The 17,458-nt window shown below is 57.3% G+C and carries 18 protein-coding genes; 13 read left to right on the top strand and 5 right to left on the bottom strand.

Going from position 1 to position 17,458, the window contains the following annotated elements; translation table 11 throughout:
- Positions 1-31: 31 nt before the first annotated feature.
- From GT003_RS12825 to GT003_RS12805, 5 genes are all read left to right on the top strand, one after another.
- The gene (locus tag GT003_RS12825) at positions 32-526 is read left to right on the top strand and encodes a DUF1854 domain-containing protein (protein ID WP_161698130.1); all 495 of its coding nucleotides are present in this window, start codon (positions 32-34) and stop codon (positions 524-526) included.
- 100 nt (positions 527-626) lie between these two features.
- Positions 627-1,085: a PilZ domain-containing protein gene (locus tag GT003_RS12820; RefSeq protein WP_161698128.1), complete on the top strand. Its 459-nt coding sequence runs from the start codon at positions 627-629 to the stop codon at positions 1,083-1,085.
- A 759-nt stretch (positions 1,086-1,844) separates the two neighbouring features.
- On the top strand, positions 1,845-2,099 hold the full coding sequence (locus GT003_RS12815) for a hypothetical protein (protein WP_161698126.1): 255 nt from the start codon (positions 1,845-1,847) through the stop codon (positions 2,097-2,099).
- A 107-nt stretch (positions 2,100-2,206) separates the two neighbouring features.
- Positions 2,207-3,142, top strand: a complete 936-nt coding sequence (locus GT003_RS12810) for an ABC transporter ATP-binding protein (protein ID WP_161698124.1) — start codon at positions 2,207-2,209, stop codon at positions 3,140-3,142.
- Positions 3,135-3,932 carry an ABC transporter permease gene (locus GT003_RS12805; RefSeq protein ID WP_161698122.1) on the top strand — a complete coding sequence of 266 codons (798 nt, stop codon included), beginning with the start codon at positions 3,135-3,137 and terminating at the stop codon, positions 3,930-3,932. The genes GT003_RS12810 and GT003_RS12805 overlap by 8 nt, the downstream gene beginning before the upstream one ends.
- Positions 3,933-4,045: 113 nt before the next feature.
- Here GT003_RS12805 and GT003_RS12800 read toward each other — a convergent pair whose 3' ends face one another.
- Positions 4,046-4,504 carry a bactofilin family protein gene (locus GT003_RS12800; protein ID WP_239565971.1) on the bottom strand — a complete coding sequence of 153 codons (459 nt, stop codon included), beginning with the start codon at positions 4,502-4,504 and terminating at the stop codon, positions 4,046-4,048.
- A 136-nt stretch (positions 4,505-4,640) separates the two neighbouring features.
- Here GT003_RS12800 and cls point away from each other — a divergent pair, with 136 nt between their 5' ends.
- Positions 4,641-6,068, top strand: coding sequence for a cardiolipin synthase (gene cls, locus GT003_RS12795; protein ID WP_161698119.1), 1,428 nt, complete (start codon positions 4,641-4,643; stop codon positions 6,066-6,068).
- Positions 6,069-6,466: 398 nt separating this feature from the next.
- Here cls and GT003_RS12790 read toward each other — a convergent pair whose 3' ends face one another.
- The gene (locus GT003_RS12790; protein WP_161698117.1) at positions 6,467-7,699 is read right to left on the bottom strand and encodes an NAD(P)/FAD-dependent oxidoreductase; all 1,233 of its coding nucleotides are present in this window, start codon (positions 7,697-7,699) and stop codon (positions 6,467-6,469) included.
- Between the two features lie 88 nt (positions 7,700-7,787).
- Positions 7,788-8,000 carry a hypothetical protein gene (locus tag GT003_RS12785; RefSeq protein ID WP_161698115.1) on the bottom strand — a complete coding sequence of 71 codons (213 nt, stop codon included), beginning with the start codon at positions 7,998-8,000 and terminating at the stop codon, positions 7,788-7,790.
- 283 nt (positions 8,001-8,283) lie between these two features.
- On the opposite strand from GT003_RS12785, the gene GT003_RS12780 reads away from it, so the two are divergent.
- Complete coding sequence (locus GT003_RS12780; protein WP_161698113.1) at positions 8,284-9,348, top strand: asparaginase; 1,065 nt, start codon at positions 8,284-8,286, stop codon at positions 9,346-9,348.
- A gap of 209 nt (positions 9,349-9,557) precedes the next feature.
- Positions 9,558-9,719, top strand: a complete 162-nt coding sequence (locus GT003_RS12775; RefSeq protein WP_161698111.1) for a DUF1328 domain-containing protein — start codon at positions 9,558-9,560, stop codon at positions 9,717-9,719.
- 905 nt (positions 9,720-10,624) lie between these two features.
- On the opposite strand, the gene GT003_RS12770 is transcribed toward GT003_RS12775, so the two are convergent.
- On the bottom strand, positions 10,625-11,482 hold the full coding sequence (locus tag GT003_RS12770) for an AraC family transcriptional regulator (RefSeq protein ID WP_161698108.1): 858 nt from the start codon (positions 11,480-11,482) through the stop codon (positions 10,625-10,627).
- A gap of 190 nt (positions 11,483-11,672) precedes the next feature.
- On the opposite strand from GT003_RS12770, the gene GT003_RS12765 reads away from it, so the two are divergent.
- The 4 genes from GT003_RS12765 to GT003_RS12750 all read left to right on the top strand — a co-directional run bounded on the left by GT003_RS12765 (position 11,673) and on the right by GT003_RS12750 (position 16,311).
- On the top strand, positions 11,673-12,845 hold the full coding sequence (locus GT003_RS12765) for a galactokinase (RefSeq protein WP_161698106.1): 1,173 nt from the start codon (positions 11,673-11,675) through the stop codon (positions 12,843-12,845).
- A 122-nt stretch (positions 12,846-12,967) separates the two neighbouring features.
- Positions 12,968-13,957, top strand: coding sequence for a UDP-glucose 4-epimerase GalE (gene galE / locus GT003_RS12760; RefSeq protein ID WP_161698104.1), 990 nt, complete (start codon positions 12,968-12,970; stop codon positions 13,955-13,957).
- Positions 13,958-14,083: 126 nt separating this feature from the next.
- Positions 14,084-15,664, top strand: coding sequence for a UDP-glucose--hexose-1-phosphate uridylyltransferase (locus GT003_RS12755; protein WP_161698102.1), 1,581 nt, complete (start codon positions 14,084-14,086; stop codon positions 15,662-15,664).
- Between the two features lie 185 nt (positions 15,665-15,849).
- Positions 15,850-16,311, top strand: a complete 462-nt coding sequence (locus GT003_RS12750) for a hypothetical protein (protein ID WP_161698100.1) — start codon at positions 15,850-15,852, stop codon at positions 16,309-16,311.
- Positions 16,312-16,447: 136 nt separating this feature from the next.
- Here GT003_RS12750 and GT003_RS32485 read toward each other — a convergent pair whose 3' ends face one another.
- Positions 16,448-16,675 carry a DUF1128 domain-containing protein gene (locus GT003_RS32485; RefSeq protein ID WP_338045984.1) on the bottom strand — a complete coding sequence of 76 codons (228 nt, stop codon included), beginning with the start codon at positions 16,673-16,675 and terminating at the stop codon, positions 16,448-16,450.
- Between the two features lie 207 nt (positions 16,676-16,882).
- Between GT003_RS32485 and GT003_RS12740 the strand changes: the two genes are divergently transcribed.
- Positions 16,883-17,455: a DUF1256 domain-containing protein gene (locus GT003_RS12740; protein ID WP_161698096.1), complete on the top strand. Its 573-nt coding sequence runs from the start codon at positions 16,883-16,885 to the stop codon at positions 17,453-17,455.
- Positions 17,456-17,458: the final 3 nt, after the last annotated feature.

The following is a 17,458-nucleotide window of genomic DNA, read 5'->3' as shown; positions in this document are numbered from 1 at the left end:
ATCGACAAAACGCTCGAGGCAGGGTGACGCGATGAGTAACTTAATCTATTTGAAGCGAAAGGTAAACCGATTCCAAATGTCCTTTCGGAGAGAACCGGGCTTGGTTTTCGATATGAACGGCTTGCGGTATGAACGCGTGAAGCTGGTACGCACCTACCATAACTCGCTGCCGGATCAGTATATTTCCGTCCGCAGCGAAGAAGGCGAGGAGCTGATGCTAATCAGCAGCTTAACGAAGCTCGACGACATCAGCAGCCAGATCGTTCAGGAGGAGCTGAAGCTGCTGCATCTCATTCCGGTTATTGAACGAATCTCTTCGATCCGCAGGCAGCAATCCATATGGACGTGGAATGTGCAGACGGATCTCGGACAGACGACGTTCATGACGGAGAACGCCCATGATCATATTCATTCGGTTGCGCCGTGCCGCTGGGTCATAACCGATCTGGATGGGCGCCGGTATCTGCTGGCGGACTCGGAGAACCTGGACGCGGCAAGCCGCAACCAGTGGAACCGGATTATCTAAGGCAGTTTCATTCGTTATGCCTATGATGTTACGATTCGTATCATCCAGAGTGGTAAGCCGAGCAGGGAACAAACATTTCAATGGTAAAGGCGGGCAGCGGATGGAGAGGAAGCTTAACAAAGTCAGGCGAAACGTAGTGCGTATTCGGATATGGGGCGGAGTCAAGGCCGATGTTGCTATTTCGGAAATAAACGGCATGGCGGTGGACACCAAGTCCGCTTCCGTCCTGATTCAGGATATCAGCCCCGAGGGCATGCAGTTCCTTACCTACCTTCGTTTTCCCGTCAGCCAAGACTATAGAATTCGAATAAACCTTTCCTTCGGAGAGTGGCAGTTCAGTCTGGCAGGCCATGTCAATTGGCGCCGTTTGGACGAGAATCAATACCTCCACGGCTGCGAGTTCACGCCGGATCCCGGAATCCGCCGCGCGCTGTCCGCCGCGCTGAAGGAGAAGCTGCGCCTCATGATTCCGGAGCAGCAGCGAATCTACGAGCTGTATCGGCGGGTGCTTGATGCATCGCAGGAGACTGCGGCTTCGGTGATCGATAAGAGGCAATAGCGGATTGATCGATCGACAGATTCAACTGAGAAATATTATCATTTTCAATCTTTAGGCCATGCAGGAGACCAAACCTGATGTAGTGGTTGCCAGCAATTGGCCGTCTGGAGCCGATCAAGCGGCATTGAAACAAATCGCTCCAACGTTTTATATCCCCTGGTAGGAGAAAGACTGGCGTGAGCATCAGCTGCCGGTAGGCCAATTCTTGGATGACGCATGCGGAGCACTCGGCACGGTATAGTTTTTGAGTGATAGTGATTATCAATATCAGGAAGAATCATTGAACTATGTCGGTCATCTAACAGAAAACTTCATCTCGTCTTTATGCTGATCGTACTATCGCTGACTTTGTTCGGCTGCGGCTATGCAAACAATGACACGGCAGCATCAGTTTCTGCGTCTTCTTCGAATATCGATTCTTCGTCGACTCCCGCCGATACGTCTTCCAATACCGCGGCCGTCAGTGCGACGGATCAAGCGGCGCTTCGTGTCGTAGAGGACGATCTGCTCCATAAATTCGATGTCCCTGCCGATGCGCAGCGAGTGTCGCCCCTATCAGTTTGAAATATCATTAACTGTAAGCGCATACAAGACAAAAAACGAGTCTTTCTTCATCATTCTCCAACGAACTGTATTGACAGGTGGCGACATTTGTCATATTCTATGTTTGTGATACAAAACGTAACATTATTATTCATACTTTGCTACAGATGGTATATACATAGAAAGTACGCGTTACATCGACAAGGGGGGCTCAATATGACGAACAAGAATCAATTTTATTGCGTAAGCTGCGGGAAAATGATGGACAATTACGAAGCGGACAAGTTGTTCATGACGGGATTTTATCGAATCGTGTATCCGCTCGGCTGCTGCAAAAGCTGCACGATCAAGTTAACGGAGTCGAGTCAGCCGGGCGTAAGCGGCTTGAACCCAGAGGCAGTGCCGCATTACGGGGAGTTCGGCGTTGTCGGCACGGAATTCGTGAAGGATCGTCCGCTGGTCTTCAACTGATTCCATGCGGAGCTGCCTAACCTTCCAATCGCTTCCTGCATCCGGTATACTTATGGGGACGATACGCGGCAAAGCGTAATAAGACCGCGGATACAGGGGGTACGGAAATGGCATATGTGACCGTTTCGGACGAGCAGCCGATTGTAAGGCTTCAGCAAGTCACGAAGGTGATCGGCAGACGAACGATCATAGACGGATTAACGCTGGACATTCCGCCAGCGGAAGTACTGGGCTTCCTGGGGCCGAACGGTTCCGGGAAGACGACGACGATCCGCATGATGGTGGGATTGATGCGCATGACGAAGGGCGACGTGCTGATCGGGGGCCACAGCGTCCGCGACGAGTACGAGAAGGCCATCCGGCATGTCGGCGCGATCGTCGAGAATCCGGAGATGTATAAGTACATGACCGGCTTTCAGAACCTGCTCCACTTCTCGCGGATGGTACCGGGCATCACGACGCAGCGGATCGACGAGGTCGTCCAACTCGTCGGGCTGAAGGAACGCATTCACGATAAAGTGAAGACGTACTCGCTTGGCATGCGGCAGCGTCTGGGCGTGGCGCAGGCGATCATGCACAAGCCTTCGCTGCTCATTCTGGACGAGCCGACGAACGGCCTCGATCCGGCGGGCATTCGCGAGCTGCGCGACTATCTGCGCAAGCTGGCCAAGGAAGAGGGCATCGCCGTCTTCGTCTCGAGCCATCTCTTGAGCGAGATGGAGCTGATGTGCGACCGGGTCGCCATCATTCAGGCCGGCAAGCTCATCGACGTGCGCATTATTCAATCCGCCGCGCAACTGGCGGATACGACCGGATCCGTGCTGTTCGAGGTGGACCGGCCGGATGACGCCGTGGCGCTGCTGGCGAAGCACGAAGCGGCCCGAATGGATGAAGGGGCGCTCGTGCGGGCGGACCGGGAGACCGTTGCGCGCATCAATGCGGAGCTTGTCGGAGCGGGCATACAAGTGTACGGCATTCGCGTCCTGAACAAATCGCTTGAGGATCAGTTCCTCGAGATGACGGGAGGGAGTCCGCTTGTATAATTTTCTGCAGCTGGTCCGTAACGAGAATATGAAGATTTACCGGCGCATCGGCACCTGGATCATGTTCGCCATTATTCTGGTGATCGTCGTCGTGGTAAGCATCCTGTCAAAGGTATTCGACGATAACGGGACAGGCTCCTTATGGAGCGTCATGAACAATATCGAATCGTTCACGTATCTGCTGATCACGATCTTCACGGTGGTGGTATCGGCGGAGAGCGTGGCGGGCGAGTTTTCCTCGGGCACGATTAAGCTTCTGCTGATCCGGCCGTGGAGCCGCTCCAAGATCCTGCTGTCCAAGTACATCGCGCTGCTCCAATTCGCGCTGACGCTGTCGATCGTCATGCTGATCAGCTCGTTCGTATTGAACCTCGTCCTGTTCGGATACGGCGATGCCAAGACGGCGAACGAAGCGCTCGGCGTAGCGAACAATTCGGGGCCTTTCAGCTACATGCTGCAGGTCTATGTGCTGGATTATATCGGACTGATCATGATCGTGACGCTCAGCTTCATGCTCTCGACGCTGTTTCGCAGCGGGGGACTGGCGATCGGGCTGTCGATGTTCATCTATTTCTTCGGCATCATCGCGAGCGGCCTGCTCAGCATGCTGGACTATGCATGGGTCGATTACCTGCTGTTCCTGCATCTGAATTTGAAACAGTACCTGGGCAGCGAGGAGATTACCCATAATCTGACGATGGGCTTCTCGTTAAGCGTGCTGGTCGGCTACTATCTCCTGTTCGTCGCCATCACCTGGTACGTCTTCAATCGGCGCGATGTCGCGACCTAGACGGCGGGTATAAGCACTCCTAATGAGTGTATGAATATAGGTAGGAAAAACAAATGAAAAAGGGGAGCGCCCGCCGTCATTCTGACCGGCTGGCGCTCCCCTTTTTCGTTCGTTTAACCGGCTTGCCGGGATTTCTCCTTGCCGGCGTTTTCTTTAGCCTGTGAATGCGAATGCTGCGACGAATCGCCCTCCTGCGCAGGGCGAGACTGGGGCTCCGTCTGGCGTTCCATGCGACAATTGCCGTTATAGACCCCTCCGTCCTGAATCAGAATCGTGGGCGCCAGCACGTTGCCGTGCAGTTGGCGGGAAGCCGTGATCGTCAGGCGCCCCTTCACGTCGATGTCGCCATATACCTTGCCCGCGACCGTCAGATCGTTCGCGAGGATGCCCGCGCGCGCGGTGCCGTGCTCGCCGACGATCACGTCGCCTTTGCACGCGATCTCGCCCCGAAATTCTCCTTCGATCCGAATGGCGCCATCGCTCACCAGCTTGCCTTCCACATGCGTCCCCTGTCCGATGGACGTCTCGGCGAAGTCGGTTTTTCTGAATTCCTTGAACATCCGTCGATTCATCCTCCTTCCCCGGTGGTAACGTGCTAATAGTTATTATTCTTGCAAGCTTAGAAACATGCCTTATCGGTGCATACGTCCCGTTGCGAGAGCGAAAGCTAGAAAGATGAACACAGCGCGGGTGAAGAGGGGGAACACGATGATTTGGGCACTGATTATACTCGTGGTATTTATTTTTCAAATTGCGACGATTCTCGTATTGGAATTCCGTCATCCTTCCAAAACCGTCGCCTGGCTGCTGATCCTGTTCGTGCTGCCCATTATCGGATTTGTCTTCTATTACTTCCTGGCGCAAGAATACCGCAGGCGGAGGACGCTGCGCAGACGGGGCGTCGTGGCGGAGACCGATATGCTGCAGGCGATCATGCGCTGTCAGCTTGTCAATCGGCTGGAGGACATGCAGGGCAAGGAGTTTCTCCATCAAGAGCGGCTGTTCCATATGCTGCAGGGCATGGCCTTCTCGCCGATTACGAGCTGCAACGAGACGGAGGTGCTGACGAACGGGGAGGCGACCTACGCGTCGATCCTGGAAGCGATCGAAGGGGCTCGGCATCACGTGCATGTGGACTATTACACGATTCGGGACGACGGCATCGGACGCAAGTTTAGGGATGCGCTCATCCGCAAGGCGCGGGAAGGAGTAGAGGTGCGCGTCATCTATGACGGTCTCGGCAGCCTGGAGCTGTCTTCCGGTTACATTCGCGAGCTGGAAGATGCCGGAATCGAGACGAAGTGCTTCCTGCAGGCGAAGGTGGCCTTCTTCAACAAACGGATGAATTTTCGCAATCACCGCAAAATCATCGTGGTCGACGGGCTGACCGGCTTCGTCGGGGGCATCAATATCGGCGACGAGTATCTCGGCGGCAATCCGAAGCTGGGCTTCTGGCGCGATACGCATTTGCGCGTGAAGGGGGATGCGGTGTACTTCCTGCAGGAATTTTTCATGCAGGATTGGTGGTTCACCTCCAAGACACGGCTGACGGGTCCGAATTACATGCCGGCGCATCATTGCGTCGGCCGGGAGCAGGTCCAGATCGTGGCGAGCGGCCCGAACAACAAGGAAGCCGCCATTCTGGAGTGCGTCTTCGCCGCCGTTGCCGTGGCGAAGTCGCGCATCTACATCACGACGCCATACTTCATCCCGGATCCCAGCGTGCTGATGGCGCTGCGTACGGCTGCCTTGAGCGGGGTCGACGTCAGAATCATCATTCCGTATGTTGCCGATACGAAGCTCGTCTTGTTCGCCTCGCTCTCCTACGTGGAAGAGATGCTGGCGGCCGGCGTTCGGGTTTACCGCTATCACAAAGGTTTCGTTCATGCCAAAGTCATGATCGTGGACGAGCTCCTCGCTTCGGTCGGAACGGCGAATATGGATATGCGAAGCTTTTTCAGCAATTTCGAGATCAATGCCCTGTTGTTCGACGCCAAGGCGATCAAGCGGCTGGAAGACGACTTCATGACGGACTTGAAAGACTGCGAGGAAATGAACCGATCGGAGTTTCAAATGCGCCCCGCTTGGCAGAAGGCGGGCGAGGTTGCCGCAAGAATGCTTTCGCCGCTCCTATGAGGAACAGGGTTGATGAAGACGGCGGGAATGTATGATGGTGCAGCGATTCGTGCCCGAATCAGCTAACCGACGAAGCTGCCGTTCGGCAGCTTTTCGATAGTTGTGCCGCTCCTGGAAGGGAGCGGCATTTTTTGTTGGCTATAATTTTACTCTGGCGTTGGAGGCGGCATGGCGGTTGCGAGGGCTGAAGCGGGCTTGAACGAAGAAAGCGCGGCAGCTGTATTCGGATGGCTGGCGTCCGATGCCGCGGAGAGCTCGGGCTGATGGAACAGACAGAGCAAAGCAGACAGGGAGCAGAAGCAGAGACAGAGCAGACAGAGCAGACAGAGCAAAAGGAGCAAAAACAGAGCAGACAGAGCAGACAGAGACAGCGCAGAGACAGCGCAGACGGGGACTGCCTACGCGTTCTGAAGCGATGGACGGCCTAGTCCGATAATAGGTGCGATGGGGTTGCTGCGGCCTTGGATGATGTCGCGGAGCAGCGAGGCGCCCACCATGCTGTAGACGGTTCCGTTGCCCCCATAGCCAAGGCAGTAGTAGACATGCGGCCACTTGGGATCTTCCCCGATGAAAGGCAGATTATCGCGCGATACCGCAAAGGTCGCATTCCACTCATAGGCGGGTTCTGCCTGGAAGGAAGGAAACAGCTCATGGACGCGACCGGCCAATTTGTGCGCGATTTTGTCCCGTGCGTCGCGGCTCGTCAGCGGCTGCCCGCCGATCTCGTCGTAACCGCCGGCAATGACGCGATCGTCCGCGGTCAATCGCGTGTAGAAATAGGGACGGGCGGTTTCCCAAATCAAGAAGCGCCGATGCCAAGGGGATACGTCGGGCTGGGGAGCCGTGACGATCACGCTCGTTCGGTTCATTTCCGATTTGATGAGCTGTCCGCGCAGTTCTTCCGGTTCGTAGCCGATGGCATAGATGACGTGCTTGGCATGAACGTCCGCGCCGGTAGCGGTTTTCAGAATATGGCCGCCCGCCTCGTCGCCGAGATGGTCGGTGATATCCGATTGTTCATGCACCATGAGGCCGAACCGGTTCGCGCCTTCCTCGACGACGGCATGAACGAACTGATACGGATTGACCTCCGCATCGCCGTGCGTGACGATCGCGCCTGGTCTCTTGAACGGAAAATGAGCCTGTATTCGTTCGGGCTCCCAGTATTCGACGTCGAAGCCATTCGTTCGCAGGGCATCGTATTCCTGCTTCAGCTTCGGTACATCCTGTTCCGAGCTCGCGACATACAAGCTGCTATTGCGCATGAAACCGGTATCCGCGGGCAGCGACGCAGTAATGGCCTCCAGCTCTTGTATCGCGTCCGCGCATGCCTTGTAGAACGCAACCGCATCGCGTTCGCCGATTTGATCGATCAGATCCGTCAGCATGATATCATTGCAGAACTGCAGCAGGCCCGTATTGGCCAGCGAGCTGCCGCCGGCGACGCGATCACGCTCTAGAATAATCGTTCGCAGCCCATGACGGGCGAGGTAGTAGCCGGTGATGGCCCCCGACATGCCTCCTCCGACGATAGCGACATCCGCATGCACCGTTTCTGCAAGCGCGGGGTATGTCTTCGGACTCGGCAGCGTTTCCTGCCAGTATAAGCGTCCTTCGTGTAGATCCTTCATTGCATCGAACCTCCCGCGGTTATTATGTCCAATCGGGCACAGAAAAAAGAGGGGCAAGTGGATCCCCTCTTCCTCATCGATGCGCGATCTATTCTTGAATGGGATCCGGAACGAGGCCCTCTTCCTGCAGCTGGCTGTTCGTCTTCATGTCTTTCATATCGTGGCCGAGACGTTTCAAATCCTGCATATCCTGGACCATCGAGCCGTTCTTCGCATTTTCGAGCGGTTCGGTCTTGCGGCCTGCCTGCCCGGCTGACGAGGCCTGCGGCTGCCCGTCCTTCAACGGATTCACTTCTGTCATCGTCGTCCACTCCTTTACCTATTGGCTTATGAATTACTACACGCGCGGGAGAGGGTTTGAAACAGAAGATGCTATATCGTGATGATGGCCTATGCGCGCCAAGCGCACCGGGTCTGCTCATTCTGGCTAGAATGCGGTTTTTTTGCAGGCAGAAGGAAATAGCCAACGCGCCATCGGGCGAATAGGCTGGTAAGGAATGAGGGATGGTAGGAGAAAGGCTGGTATTCGTGGTAAAATAGGGTTTTGACAGGTTTAGCAGCTTTGGGAAACGGCAGGGGATCGCATGATGACTAACGAAAATCCAACAGCGGCGGACGTGCTTGGCGTGCCGCTTGTGATAACGACGCGCGGCGGCGTGATCGAGAACGTTCATGGGGGCCATGCCGCGGTCGTCTCGGCCGACGGGACGATTCTGGCGGAAGCAGGCGACGCGGCCGTCTGGACGTACATGCGTTCGACGGCGAAGCCGGTTCAGGCGCTGCCGTCCATTCTTGGCGGCGTGCCGGAAGCGTTTGGTTTGGGCGAGGACGCGATCGCGCTGATGTGCGCGTCCCATCAAGGGACCCCCGCGCATATGGAGACGCTGGAGCGGATGCTGGAGCTTACCGGCGTGCACGAGGAGCAGCTCGTCTTCCGGCCGCAGCTGCCCGCGCAGGCGGAGGCGCATGACGAGGTCGTCCGCGGCGGCGGCGGTCCGCGCAAGCTGTACCACGTCTGCGCGGGCAAACATATCGGCATGCTCGCGCTGTGCAAGCTGCGCGGCTGGCCGATGGATACGTACGCGGAGCGGGAGCACCCGCTGCAGCAGGAGCTGCTGCGGACGGTCGCCGCGCTCGCGGAGATGGAGCCGGAAGCCGTCGGCTGCGCGATCGACGGCTGCGGCTTGCCCGTGTTCGCGCTGCCGTTATGGCGGCTGGCGCTTGTGTACGCGCGCCTCGGCGCGCTGGACGCTTCGCCCGCCGCGGCATCGCCGGCGGGCAGCGCCATGGCTGCGGCGGCGGGGCGCATCGCCGCCGCCATGCACGGCCACCCGGCCCTGGTCGAGGGGCCGGGCCGGCTGGCAAGCGTGATGCTTGGCGACGGAAACGTCGTCGCCAAGAGCGGCGCGCAGGGCGTCTTCGTCTTCGCCCTGCGCAAGGAAGGCATCGCCGGCGTCGTCAAGCTCGCCGACGGCGGCGAATCGCCCTGGCCGGAGGCGGTCTGCTCCATCCTGGAGCAGCTGGGACTCGGCCAGGAACTTATTGCCAGCATCCGGCGGCAGATCCCGCCGGATATCGTCAACGACGCCGGCCAGGTCGTCGGCCGGCGCGAGGCCTGCCTGCAGCTGCGGCGGAATACGCGCCGCTAGCGGGCTCGGCTGTCTTATAGCCTCCGATCGGAGATGCATGCGCGCATCCCGTTCGGTGGCTTTTTGCGTTCCGGCGGCTTGCGGATTTTCCGTGCGAAGATGCGGCGCTTTCGGAACAACCGCGTTTCAACCCGGTCGCAGACGGTGTATAAGCCAAGTAAGCAAGTGCAGCAACAACCAAAAACGAGAAACCGAAAGGGTGATGGGTGATGTTGGGATACGCAGTTTTGTTCTTGATCGTAGCATTGGTAGCTGGGGTGCTGGGCTTCTTCACATTGGCATCGGCCGCTGCAGGTATCGCGAAAATTTTGTTCGTCGTGTTCTTGGTTCTGTTCATTCTGTCCTTCTTCTTCGGCAGAAGACGAGTGTAACGACGACCACGAATCTGGCCTGATTGGCAGTATCCTGCTGCCGCAAAGAATGTGCGCATGATCGGAAGCGATATGCTGCTGATCGATGTCGCAACGGCTGTACTCTTTAAACCTTCGGAGACGTTCAGTCGCTCCTTAGGCGCTGCGAATAACCCCGCCCGTCCAATCGGATGAGCGGGGTTATTTGCGTGCGGGCGTGTAGTGGAAGGCTTGCTGTTGCTTGCATTTATATAGAGCGTTCATGTAACTCGGCGTATGACCAGAGATTTTGAAGCCGTGCAGCTTTAAAATGTTAAAGGTTATGGATGGAATCATATGCGTCACTGAATGGATCAGGGATGATGGGGTGCGGCGCTTCATTTAATAGGCGAAATTCATGCGAGAGTGAAAGTTGTACAATATACATAAAAGCAGTGCTGATTTGAACGATTCGCTCGGTAAAGTTGTAGGCAATATATAAAACTCAGGTGAGATCGGTTAGAAACCTGAATAAGCCATATTTTTTGTACTTTGTACGCAAAACCATGATGTATAGGGCAATAATAAGAGGGATTTTTGTAGAATGTGCAAAATAGGTCTTACTCCCGTCCTGTACGGATTTAACTTACATACGTTCAACGCCTTGCGATCAGCGAATTGCTGCGTCAAAGGTATCCCGCGCCTGACGCGCCCGCCGCCCCAGCGTGCTCGCGCGTGCCGCGCACCGGGCGTCCGCCAGATCGAAGCGTTCTCGAGCATCTCGCGCACCGGGCGTCCGCCAGATCGAAGCGTTCTCGCGCATCTCGCGCATCGACAGCGTCCAAACGGTCTCGTGCACCGCCTGACGCTCTCAGCGCCGTCGCACCTCGCGCCCAGCGGTCCTTGCGTGCCTATCGGTCCCGCGCGCTCTCTTGCCACCGCCGCGCCTACAACGCCTTCATCGCTTCCCGGTAAGCCGTAGGCGACTGGCCGTAGAACCGGCGGAACTGCTTCGAGAAGTACAGCGGGTCTTGAAATCCGACCGAGGCCGCGATCTGCTCGATGGTGAGCTCCTGACGCTCGCGCAGCAATAGATGCGCCTTGTCGATACGGAGCTTCAGCAGGAAAGTGACCGGGGTGATGCCCGTTTGCCGCTTGAACAATCGGGACAGATAGGCGCGGTTGTAGCCCAGCGTATCCGCCATGTTTTCGATGGAGACCGGCTCGGCGAACTGGGTGGACAAGTAGCGCAGCACCTGCTGCGTCAGCGCTTCGCCTTCGTCGCCCCGCTGCTGCGAGTCGGCGTCCGAAGCCGTAAGCGCCGAAGCGTATTCCGCGAATAACAGCTGCAGATAGCCCGTCGCCCGCAGATGCGCCGGACGGCCGCCTTGCCGGAAGTTGCGCAGCATTTGATGATACAGGACCGGGATGCGGGGATTCCGTCCAGTATCGATGACCGGCGACGCGGGGTCGAGCCCGGCATCCGCGGCCAGGGCGGCAGCCGTTCCGCCCTCGAAGGCGATCCAGCGGTAACGCCAAGGATCGTCCTCGCTGGATTCGTAACTGACGAGCTGATCGGGGTGAATGAGAAACGTATGGCCGGCGCGCAGCTCATGCCGCTGCCCCGCGCACGCGTAGGCGCCGGAGCCGGACAGCACATGATGCATCAGATAGAAGTCGGATACTTTGGGTCCGATCAGATGTCCGGGCTTCGTCTGGCTCTCCCCGGCGAACAGGACATATAAATCGCCATGCTCATTCGGCACGGGATTGGACAGGACCGTATAGGTCGGACGCAGCGCCATATTCAGGAAACTCCTTTGTTTACAATTCATTCATCTCACGCACATTGTATCATACGGACCTCGAGACATTCGACATGAGGTCACAAAATTCCATCTCGAACTCACATCAAGCCATTTCGCGCAAACTTGCCTTCGGCTATACTGAATTTAGCAAGAAGCAATTACATTCCTTGGAAAGTGGTGCGGCATAATGGCGAACCTGCAAGAACTGACACAACGATTTCTGAACGTATATGGCGATTCCTCCGAACGAATTTCTATTTTTCATGCGCCCGGCCGCGTCAACCTGATCGGCGAGCATACGGACTATAATGGCGGCTACGTCTTCCCGGCAGCCCTGACGTTCGGCACGACGCTGCTTATCCGCAAGCGCGAAGACAACCAGCTGGGTCTGGCGTCCACGAACTTCGCGGAGCATAAGCATCTGCCGATTTCCCCGATCGTCTACGACGAAGCAGATGACTGGATGAACTATCCGAAAGGCATCGTGAGCGAGCTGCTTCATCGCGGCGTCGTCTTCGGCGGCGGCTACGACCTGCTGTTCCATGGCGAAATCCCGAACGGCGCGGGCCTCTCGTCCTCCGCTTCCATTGAAGTCGTGACCGCTTACGCCCTGCTGTCGATGGAAGGACGCGAGACGGATACGGTCCAGATCGCCCTGATGTCGCAGAAATCCGAAAATGAATTCAACGGCGTGCAATGCGGCATCATGGACCAGTTCGCCGTGGCGAACGGCAAGAAGGACCACGCGATCCTGCTGATGTGCGACACGCTTGAATACGACCTGGTGCCGTTCAATTCCGGCGACTACCAGCTCGTCATCGGCAACACGAACAAACGCCGCGGCTTGGTCGACTCCAAATATAACGAGCGCCGCAGCCAGTGCGAGCAGGCCGTGCAGGATCTGAAGGCGGCATTTCCGAACCTGACGCTGCTGGGCCAATTGTCCCTGGAGGACTTCAACGCGAACAAACATCTCATCCAAGACGACGTCGTGCGCGACCGCGCGCAGCATGTCGTGGAAGAAATCGACCGCGTGCTACAGTCCATGAAGGTGCTGCAAACGAATGATCTTGCCGCTTTCGGTCAACTGATGAACGCATCCCATGATTCGCTTCGCGATCTTTACGAAGTAACCGGCGCGGAATTGGATGCCATGGTGGCGGCGGCGCGGACGGTAGACGGCGTGCTCGGCTCCCGCATGACGGGCGCGGGCTTCGGCGGCTGCACGGTATCGCTGGTGCACAAGGACAGCATCGAGACGTTCAAGTCGGAAGTCGGACGCCGGTATTCGGAAGCAACGGGCTTGGTCGCGGACTTCTACGTCTGCACGATCGGCAACGGCGTGGAACGCCTCGCCTGATAAGGCCGCGGCCGGCTGCGGGGCGGAGCAGCGTCAACGGCGCCGCCCTGCAGCCCGGGAAGTTCTTGCCGTCATGCTCATAGGTATCATTCGGTTTTGAATAATGAAGGGAGAGAATCATAATGGCAGTATTGGTAACTGGAGGCGCGGGCTATATCGGCTCGCATGCGGTCGCTGCGCTGATCGAGCGGGGCGAGGAGATCGTGATCGTCGATAATCTGCAGCAAGGTCATAAGGATGCGGTGCTTGGAGGCAAATTGTACGTCGGCGATCTGCGCGACGGCGATTTCCTGGATAAGGTGTTCGGAGAGAACGACATCGACGCCGTCATTCATTTCGCCGCGAATTCGCTGGTCGGGGAGAGCATGAAGGATCCCGGCAAATATTATCACAACAACGTGTACGGCACGCTTTGCCTGCTGGAGAAGATGAACGCGCACGGCGTGAAACGAATCGTCTTCTCTTCCACGGCCGCCACGTACGGCGAGCCCGAGAACATCCCGATCCACGAGGATGACCGGACGCTGCCGACGAATACGTACGGCGAAACGAAGCTGGCGATGGAGAAAATGATGAAATGGTACGACGTCGCATACGGCGTCAAATACGTCTCGCTCCGCTACTTCAACGCCGCAGGCGCGCATGCAAGCGGCCGGATCGGCGAGGACCATAATCCGGAGACGCATCTCGTGCCGCTCGTGCTGCAGACGGCGCTCGGCCAGCGTGCGCACATCTCGGTCTTCGGCGAAGACTACGCGACGGAAGACGGCACTTGCATTCGCGACTACATTCATGTCAGCGATTTGGCGGACGCGCATATCCTGGCAGTGGACCGGCTGCGCAGAGGCGGAGACAGCGCCGTCTACAACCTTGGCAACGGCACCGGCTTCTCCGTGAAGCAAGTCATCGATATCGCCCGTCAAGTGACGGGACGCGACATTCCGGCCGTTATGGAAGCGCGCCGCGCCGGCGATCCGGCCGTGCTGGTCGCTTCGTCGGACCGCGCCCGGCAAGAGCTGGGCTGGAATCCGACCCGCAACAAGCTGGAGGATATCATCGGCAGCGCGTGGGCTTGGCATCAGGCGAATCCGAGCGGCTATAACAAAGCCTAACGAAGCGCGCAGTTCCGAGATAGCATCGAGTCGAGACAAGGATTAGGATTTTTTGCAGGAGAATCCGCTTCGGAAGCAGCGACTGCGGAAGCGATAGCGCATCCGCAGCAAGAAGGAGATTTTAAGATGACGGAACAACAGACAATACCCGGCACGAACGACGTGCTTTTACTCATCGAACGATTAGTGCAATTCGCGGCGCAGCGCGGCATGATCGAGCCGCCGCTGGATGTGTACTACTCGCGCAACGCCCTGATCGACTTGTTCGGCATGACCGAAGCTTATGCCGGAGAGGTGCCGGAAGAGCGGCTGGAAAGCCCGGTATCGCTGCTAGAGCCGCTGCTGGATTACGGCGCTTCCATCGGCCTGATTCCGGATAATACGACGACGTACCGGGATCTGCTGGACGCGCGCATTATGGGCATGCTCATGCCGCGTCCGGCCGAAGCCGCCGCGAATTTCCGCCGCACGGCGGAGCGCGAAGGGATCATGAAGGCGACGGACGACTTCTATCGTCTCAGTATCGATTCCAACTACATCCGCATGGACCGCATCGCGAAGAACCAATATTGGGAGCAGCCGACGGAGTACGGCCCTCTCGAGATCACGGTCAACCTCTCCAAACCGGAGAAGGATCCGAAGGAAATCGCGCTGCTGAAGACGATGGCGCCGAGCAATTATCCCAAATGCCTGCTTTGCGCGGATAACGTCGGCTACGCCGGACGCGCGGATCATCCCGGCCGTCAGAACCTGCGCGTCGTGCCGCTTACGCTGCTCGGCGAAGCGTGGTACTTCCAATACTCGCCTTACGTGTACTACAACGAGCACAGCATCGTGTTCCACGGCAAGCATGTGCCGATGAGAATTACGCATGACACCTTCGCGCGGCTGCTCGATTTCGTCGACGCGTTCCCGCACTATTTCATCGGTTCCAACGCGGATTTGCCGATCGTCGGCGGCTCCATTCTGAACCATGACCACTTTCAGGCGGGACGCCATGTGTTTCCGATGGAGACGGCAGCTGCCGAGAAGTCGTTCGTCCAGGCGTCCGACAGCGGATTGACGTTCAGCATCGTCGCATGGCCGATGAGCGTCGTGCGCGTGAACGGCAACGACAAAGCGAAGGTATTGAAGGCTGCCGGGGAAATCCTCGATGCCTGGCGGGCCTACAGCGATCCGGCGGCCGGTATTTTCGCCTTCACGGACAAGGACCGGGAGCGGGTGCCGCATAACACGATCACGCCGATTGCCCGCCTGCGCGACAACGGCGAATACGAGCTGGACCTCGTGCTTCGGAATAACCGCACGAGCGAGGAGCATCCGGACGGTATCTTCCATCCGCATGCACATCTGCACCATATCAAGAAAGAAAACATCGGCTTGATCGAAGTTATGGGATTGGCCGTTCTGCCTGGCCGCCTCAAAACCGAGCTCGAGGAGATCGCGGCGCTGCTGACGGGCGAGACGGCGGTCGACGCGGCCTCCCTTCGCGGCGGCTCACTTGGCAAGCATGCCGGCTGGATCGAATCGATGATCGCGGAGCATGGCACCCGGCTATCGGCCGAACAAGCGCAAGCGCTGCTGCAGGGCGAGGTCGGAAGCAAATTCCTCGACGTGCTGAAGGATGCCGGCGTCTACAAGAGGACGGAGGAGGGCCAAGCGGCATTTGCAAGGTTCCTGACGTCGCTCGGACTCGACGAGAAATAATGTTGCGATTCAAGGTTGTTTCGAAGCCAAGCGGCTTCGAACGGCCTTTTTTTATTTTTGTGCATAAAATTATGCGAACATGGCAAAATAACTGGAATATTTTTATATTAAAAAAAGGGAATTTGGAGGTTGTGGCGAAAATAAATTGCAGAAGTGTATTTTTCAGATCCGGGGGGACCTAATCAATGCCGCAGCCAATCTTACCGATCGATGACTTTCTTGCCCTATCGACCGACGAACAAGTGGAGAAACTCAAGCAGTGGAAGATGGACTACACGCTCAAAGATATCCGGGACGCGTGGGGTTTCAAGCATTCCGCTCAATATTACATGCTGCTGAAGAAGCTCCGTATTTACGAGCGCGTCGTGAACAAATCCGATAAATTTTCGCCGGAGCAGCTCCTCGCTTCGCGCAATGCCGCGGAAGCCTATTCGTCCGCGCCGTACGCGGCGACCGGCCGCTCCGTACCGGAAGATCAGTTCGGCTACGAGCTGAACGTGACGCTCAGCGGACCGGAACTGGCCGAGAAGCTGGAGCGCCTCGCTTATTTCCTCAAAGGCGAGAACAAGACGGTAGCCGTCAAGCTGTCGATCTCCGCCTCAGGCGGGCAATCCCAGCAGCCGGATGAAGAAGACGAAGAGAACTAAGCGCCAAGGAGATAGACATACACATTTGGCTATTTAGTAAAATAGTGGAAAAAACAAAAACCGGGCGCAGCGAGCGTCCGGTTTTTTGAATGTCATACTATGTCGGAAACTGGTAGTAATTGTAACTCGGACAACTCTATTTCTCGCGCAGCTGGCCCAGTTCGGACACGATCGCTTCGACCTCGCTGATGCTGAACTTATCTTTGCCGGCCACGATTTCGTAGACGTCGCGCAGGTCCTCGTATTTTTCCAAACTAAAGTTGGTCGCCTGCATGGCGGCTCCCGATGCCATGCGCAGCTTGTTTTTGATGGTGTCGATCATGAAAGCGACGTTCTCCACGTTCGCTTCTTCCAAGTTTCGCACTGTATCTCTCCTCCCACTGTACGGACTGAACGTATTGTAGCATGCTGGGGCGGCGCTCGCCACTGCGAAGGCGGACGGCTTCCCCGATAACAGGTAAATCGGCATTCCCCTCTTTGTATCCTGCGTTTCCCCGCTGCCCGCTAATTTGATGCGCCCGTCCGAATTCGGTACAATGGGGACAGTCGGAACGAGGAGGAAGCGGAACCCATGGGAAACCGGGCCAAAGCCCGCAGAGGGCGCACGGAAGATCCCGTGTTCAGAGAGACCGTCGCGCTCGGCGGCGTGGAGGAGCTGCTTCGGCATGCTGCCGCGGCGCAGCCGGACCGCAACCGCGTCGCTTTTCTATGCATTGGAACGGACTGCTCGACCGGCGATTCGTTCGGACCGCTCGTCGGTACGCTCTTGGCGCAATCGGGCTGGAACCATATCATCGGAACGCTTGCGCATCCATGCGATGCCGATCGGTACGAAACGTTGAAAGCAGCGATTCCGGATACGTTCCTGACGATTGCGGTCGATGCCGCTTTGGGTATGAAGGGGCAGGATCCGAGCTATATCGTCAGCGAGGGGCCGCTCTACCCGGGACACGCGATCGGGAAGCGGTTATCTCCGGCTGGACATTACAGCATCGCCGGCATCGTGGGACCGAAGAGCGTGAAGCCGTATTGGACGATTCAACACGCGTCGCTGCAAGAAGTGCTGGGCATGGCCCGTGCGCTCGCGAACGCCGTGCAAGCGGCATGGGGCCTGCCTGAAGTGAAAGCACTGCAGTTGGAATGACAG

The sequence above is a fragment of the Paenibacillus sacheonensis genome (genome assembly GCF_009909195.1).
GTDB lineage: Bacteria > Bacillota > Bacilli > Paenibacillales > Paenibacillaceae > Paenibacillus_Z > Paenibacillus_Z sacheonensis.
This window is presented reverse-complemented; position numbering and strand designations above follow the sequence as displayed.

Bases quoted from the DNA above. Each gene is read 5' to 3' on its own strand.
- GT003_RS12825 (WP_161698130.1), top strand. From the start codon at position 32: ATGAGTAACTTAATCTATTTGAAGCGAAAGGTAAACCGATTCCAAATG.
- GT003_RS12820 (WP_161698128.1), top strand. From the start codon at position 627: ATGGAGAGGAAGCTTAACAAAGTCAGGCGAAACGTAGTGCGTATTCGG.
- GT003_RS12815 (WP_161698126.1), top strand. From the start codon at position 1,845: ATGACGAACAAGAATCAATTTTATTGCGTAAGCTGCGGGAAAATGATG.
- GT003_RS12810 (WP_161698124.1), top strand. From the start codon at position 2,207: ATGGCATATGTGACCGTTTCGGACGAGCAGCCGATTGTAAGGCTTCAG.
- GT003_RS12800 (WP_239565971.1), bottom strand. From the start codon at position 4,504: ATGAATCGACGGATGTTCAAGGAATTCAGAAAAACCGACTTCGCCGAG.
- cls (WP_161698119.1), top strand. From the start codon at position 4,641: ATGATTTGGGCACTGATTATACTCGTGGTATTTATTTTTCAAATTGCG.
- GT003_RS12790 (WP_161698117.1), bottom strand. From the start codon at position 7,699: ATGAAGGATCTACACGAAGGACGCTTATACTGGCAGGAAACGCTGCCG.
- GT003_RS12785 (WP_161698115.1), bottom strand. From the start codon at position 8,000: ATGACAGAAGTGAATCCGTTGAAGGACGGGCAGCCGCAGGCCTCGTCA.
- GT003_RS12780 (WP_161698113.1), top strand. From the start codon at position 8,284: ATGATGACTAACGAAAATCCAACAGCGGCGGACGTGCTTGGCGTGCCG.
- GT003_RS12775 (WP_161698111.1), top strand. From the start codon at position 9,558: ATGTTGGGATACGCAGTTTTGTTCTTGATCGTAGCATTGGTAGCTGGG.
- GT003_RS12770 (WP_161698108.1), bottom strand. From the start codon at position 11,482: ATGGCGCTGCGTCCGACCTATACGGTCCTGTCCAATCCCGTGCCGAAT.
- GT003_RS12765 (WP_161698106.1), top strand. From the start codon at position 11,673: ATGGCGAACCTGCAAGAACTGACACAACGATTTCTGAACGTATATGGC.
- galE (WP_161698104.1), top strand. From the start codon at position 12,968: ATGGCAGTATTGGTAACTGGAGGCGCGGGCTATATCGGCTCGCATGCG.
- GT003_RS12755 (WP_161698102.1), top strand. From the start codon at position 14,084: ATGACGGAACAACAGACAATACCCGGCACGAACGACGTGCTTTTACTC.
- GT003_RS12750 (WP_161698100.1), top strand. From the start codon at position 15,850: ATGCCGCAGCCAATCTTACCGATCGATGACTTTCTTGCCCTATCGACC.
- GT003_RS12740 (WP_161698096.1), top strand. From the start codon at position 16,883: ATGGGAAACCGGGCCAAAGCCCGCAGAGGGCGCACGGAAGATCCCGTG.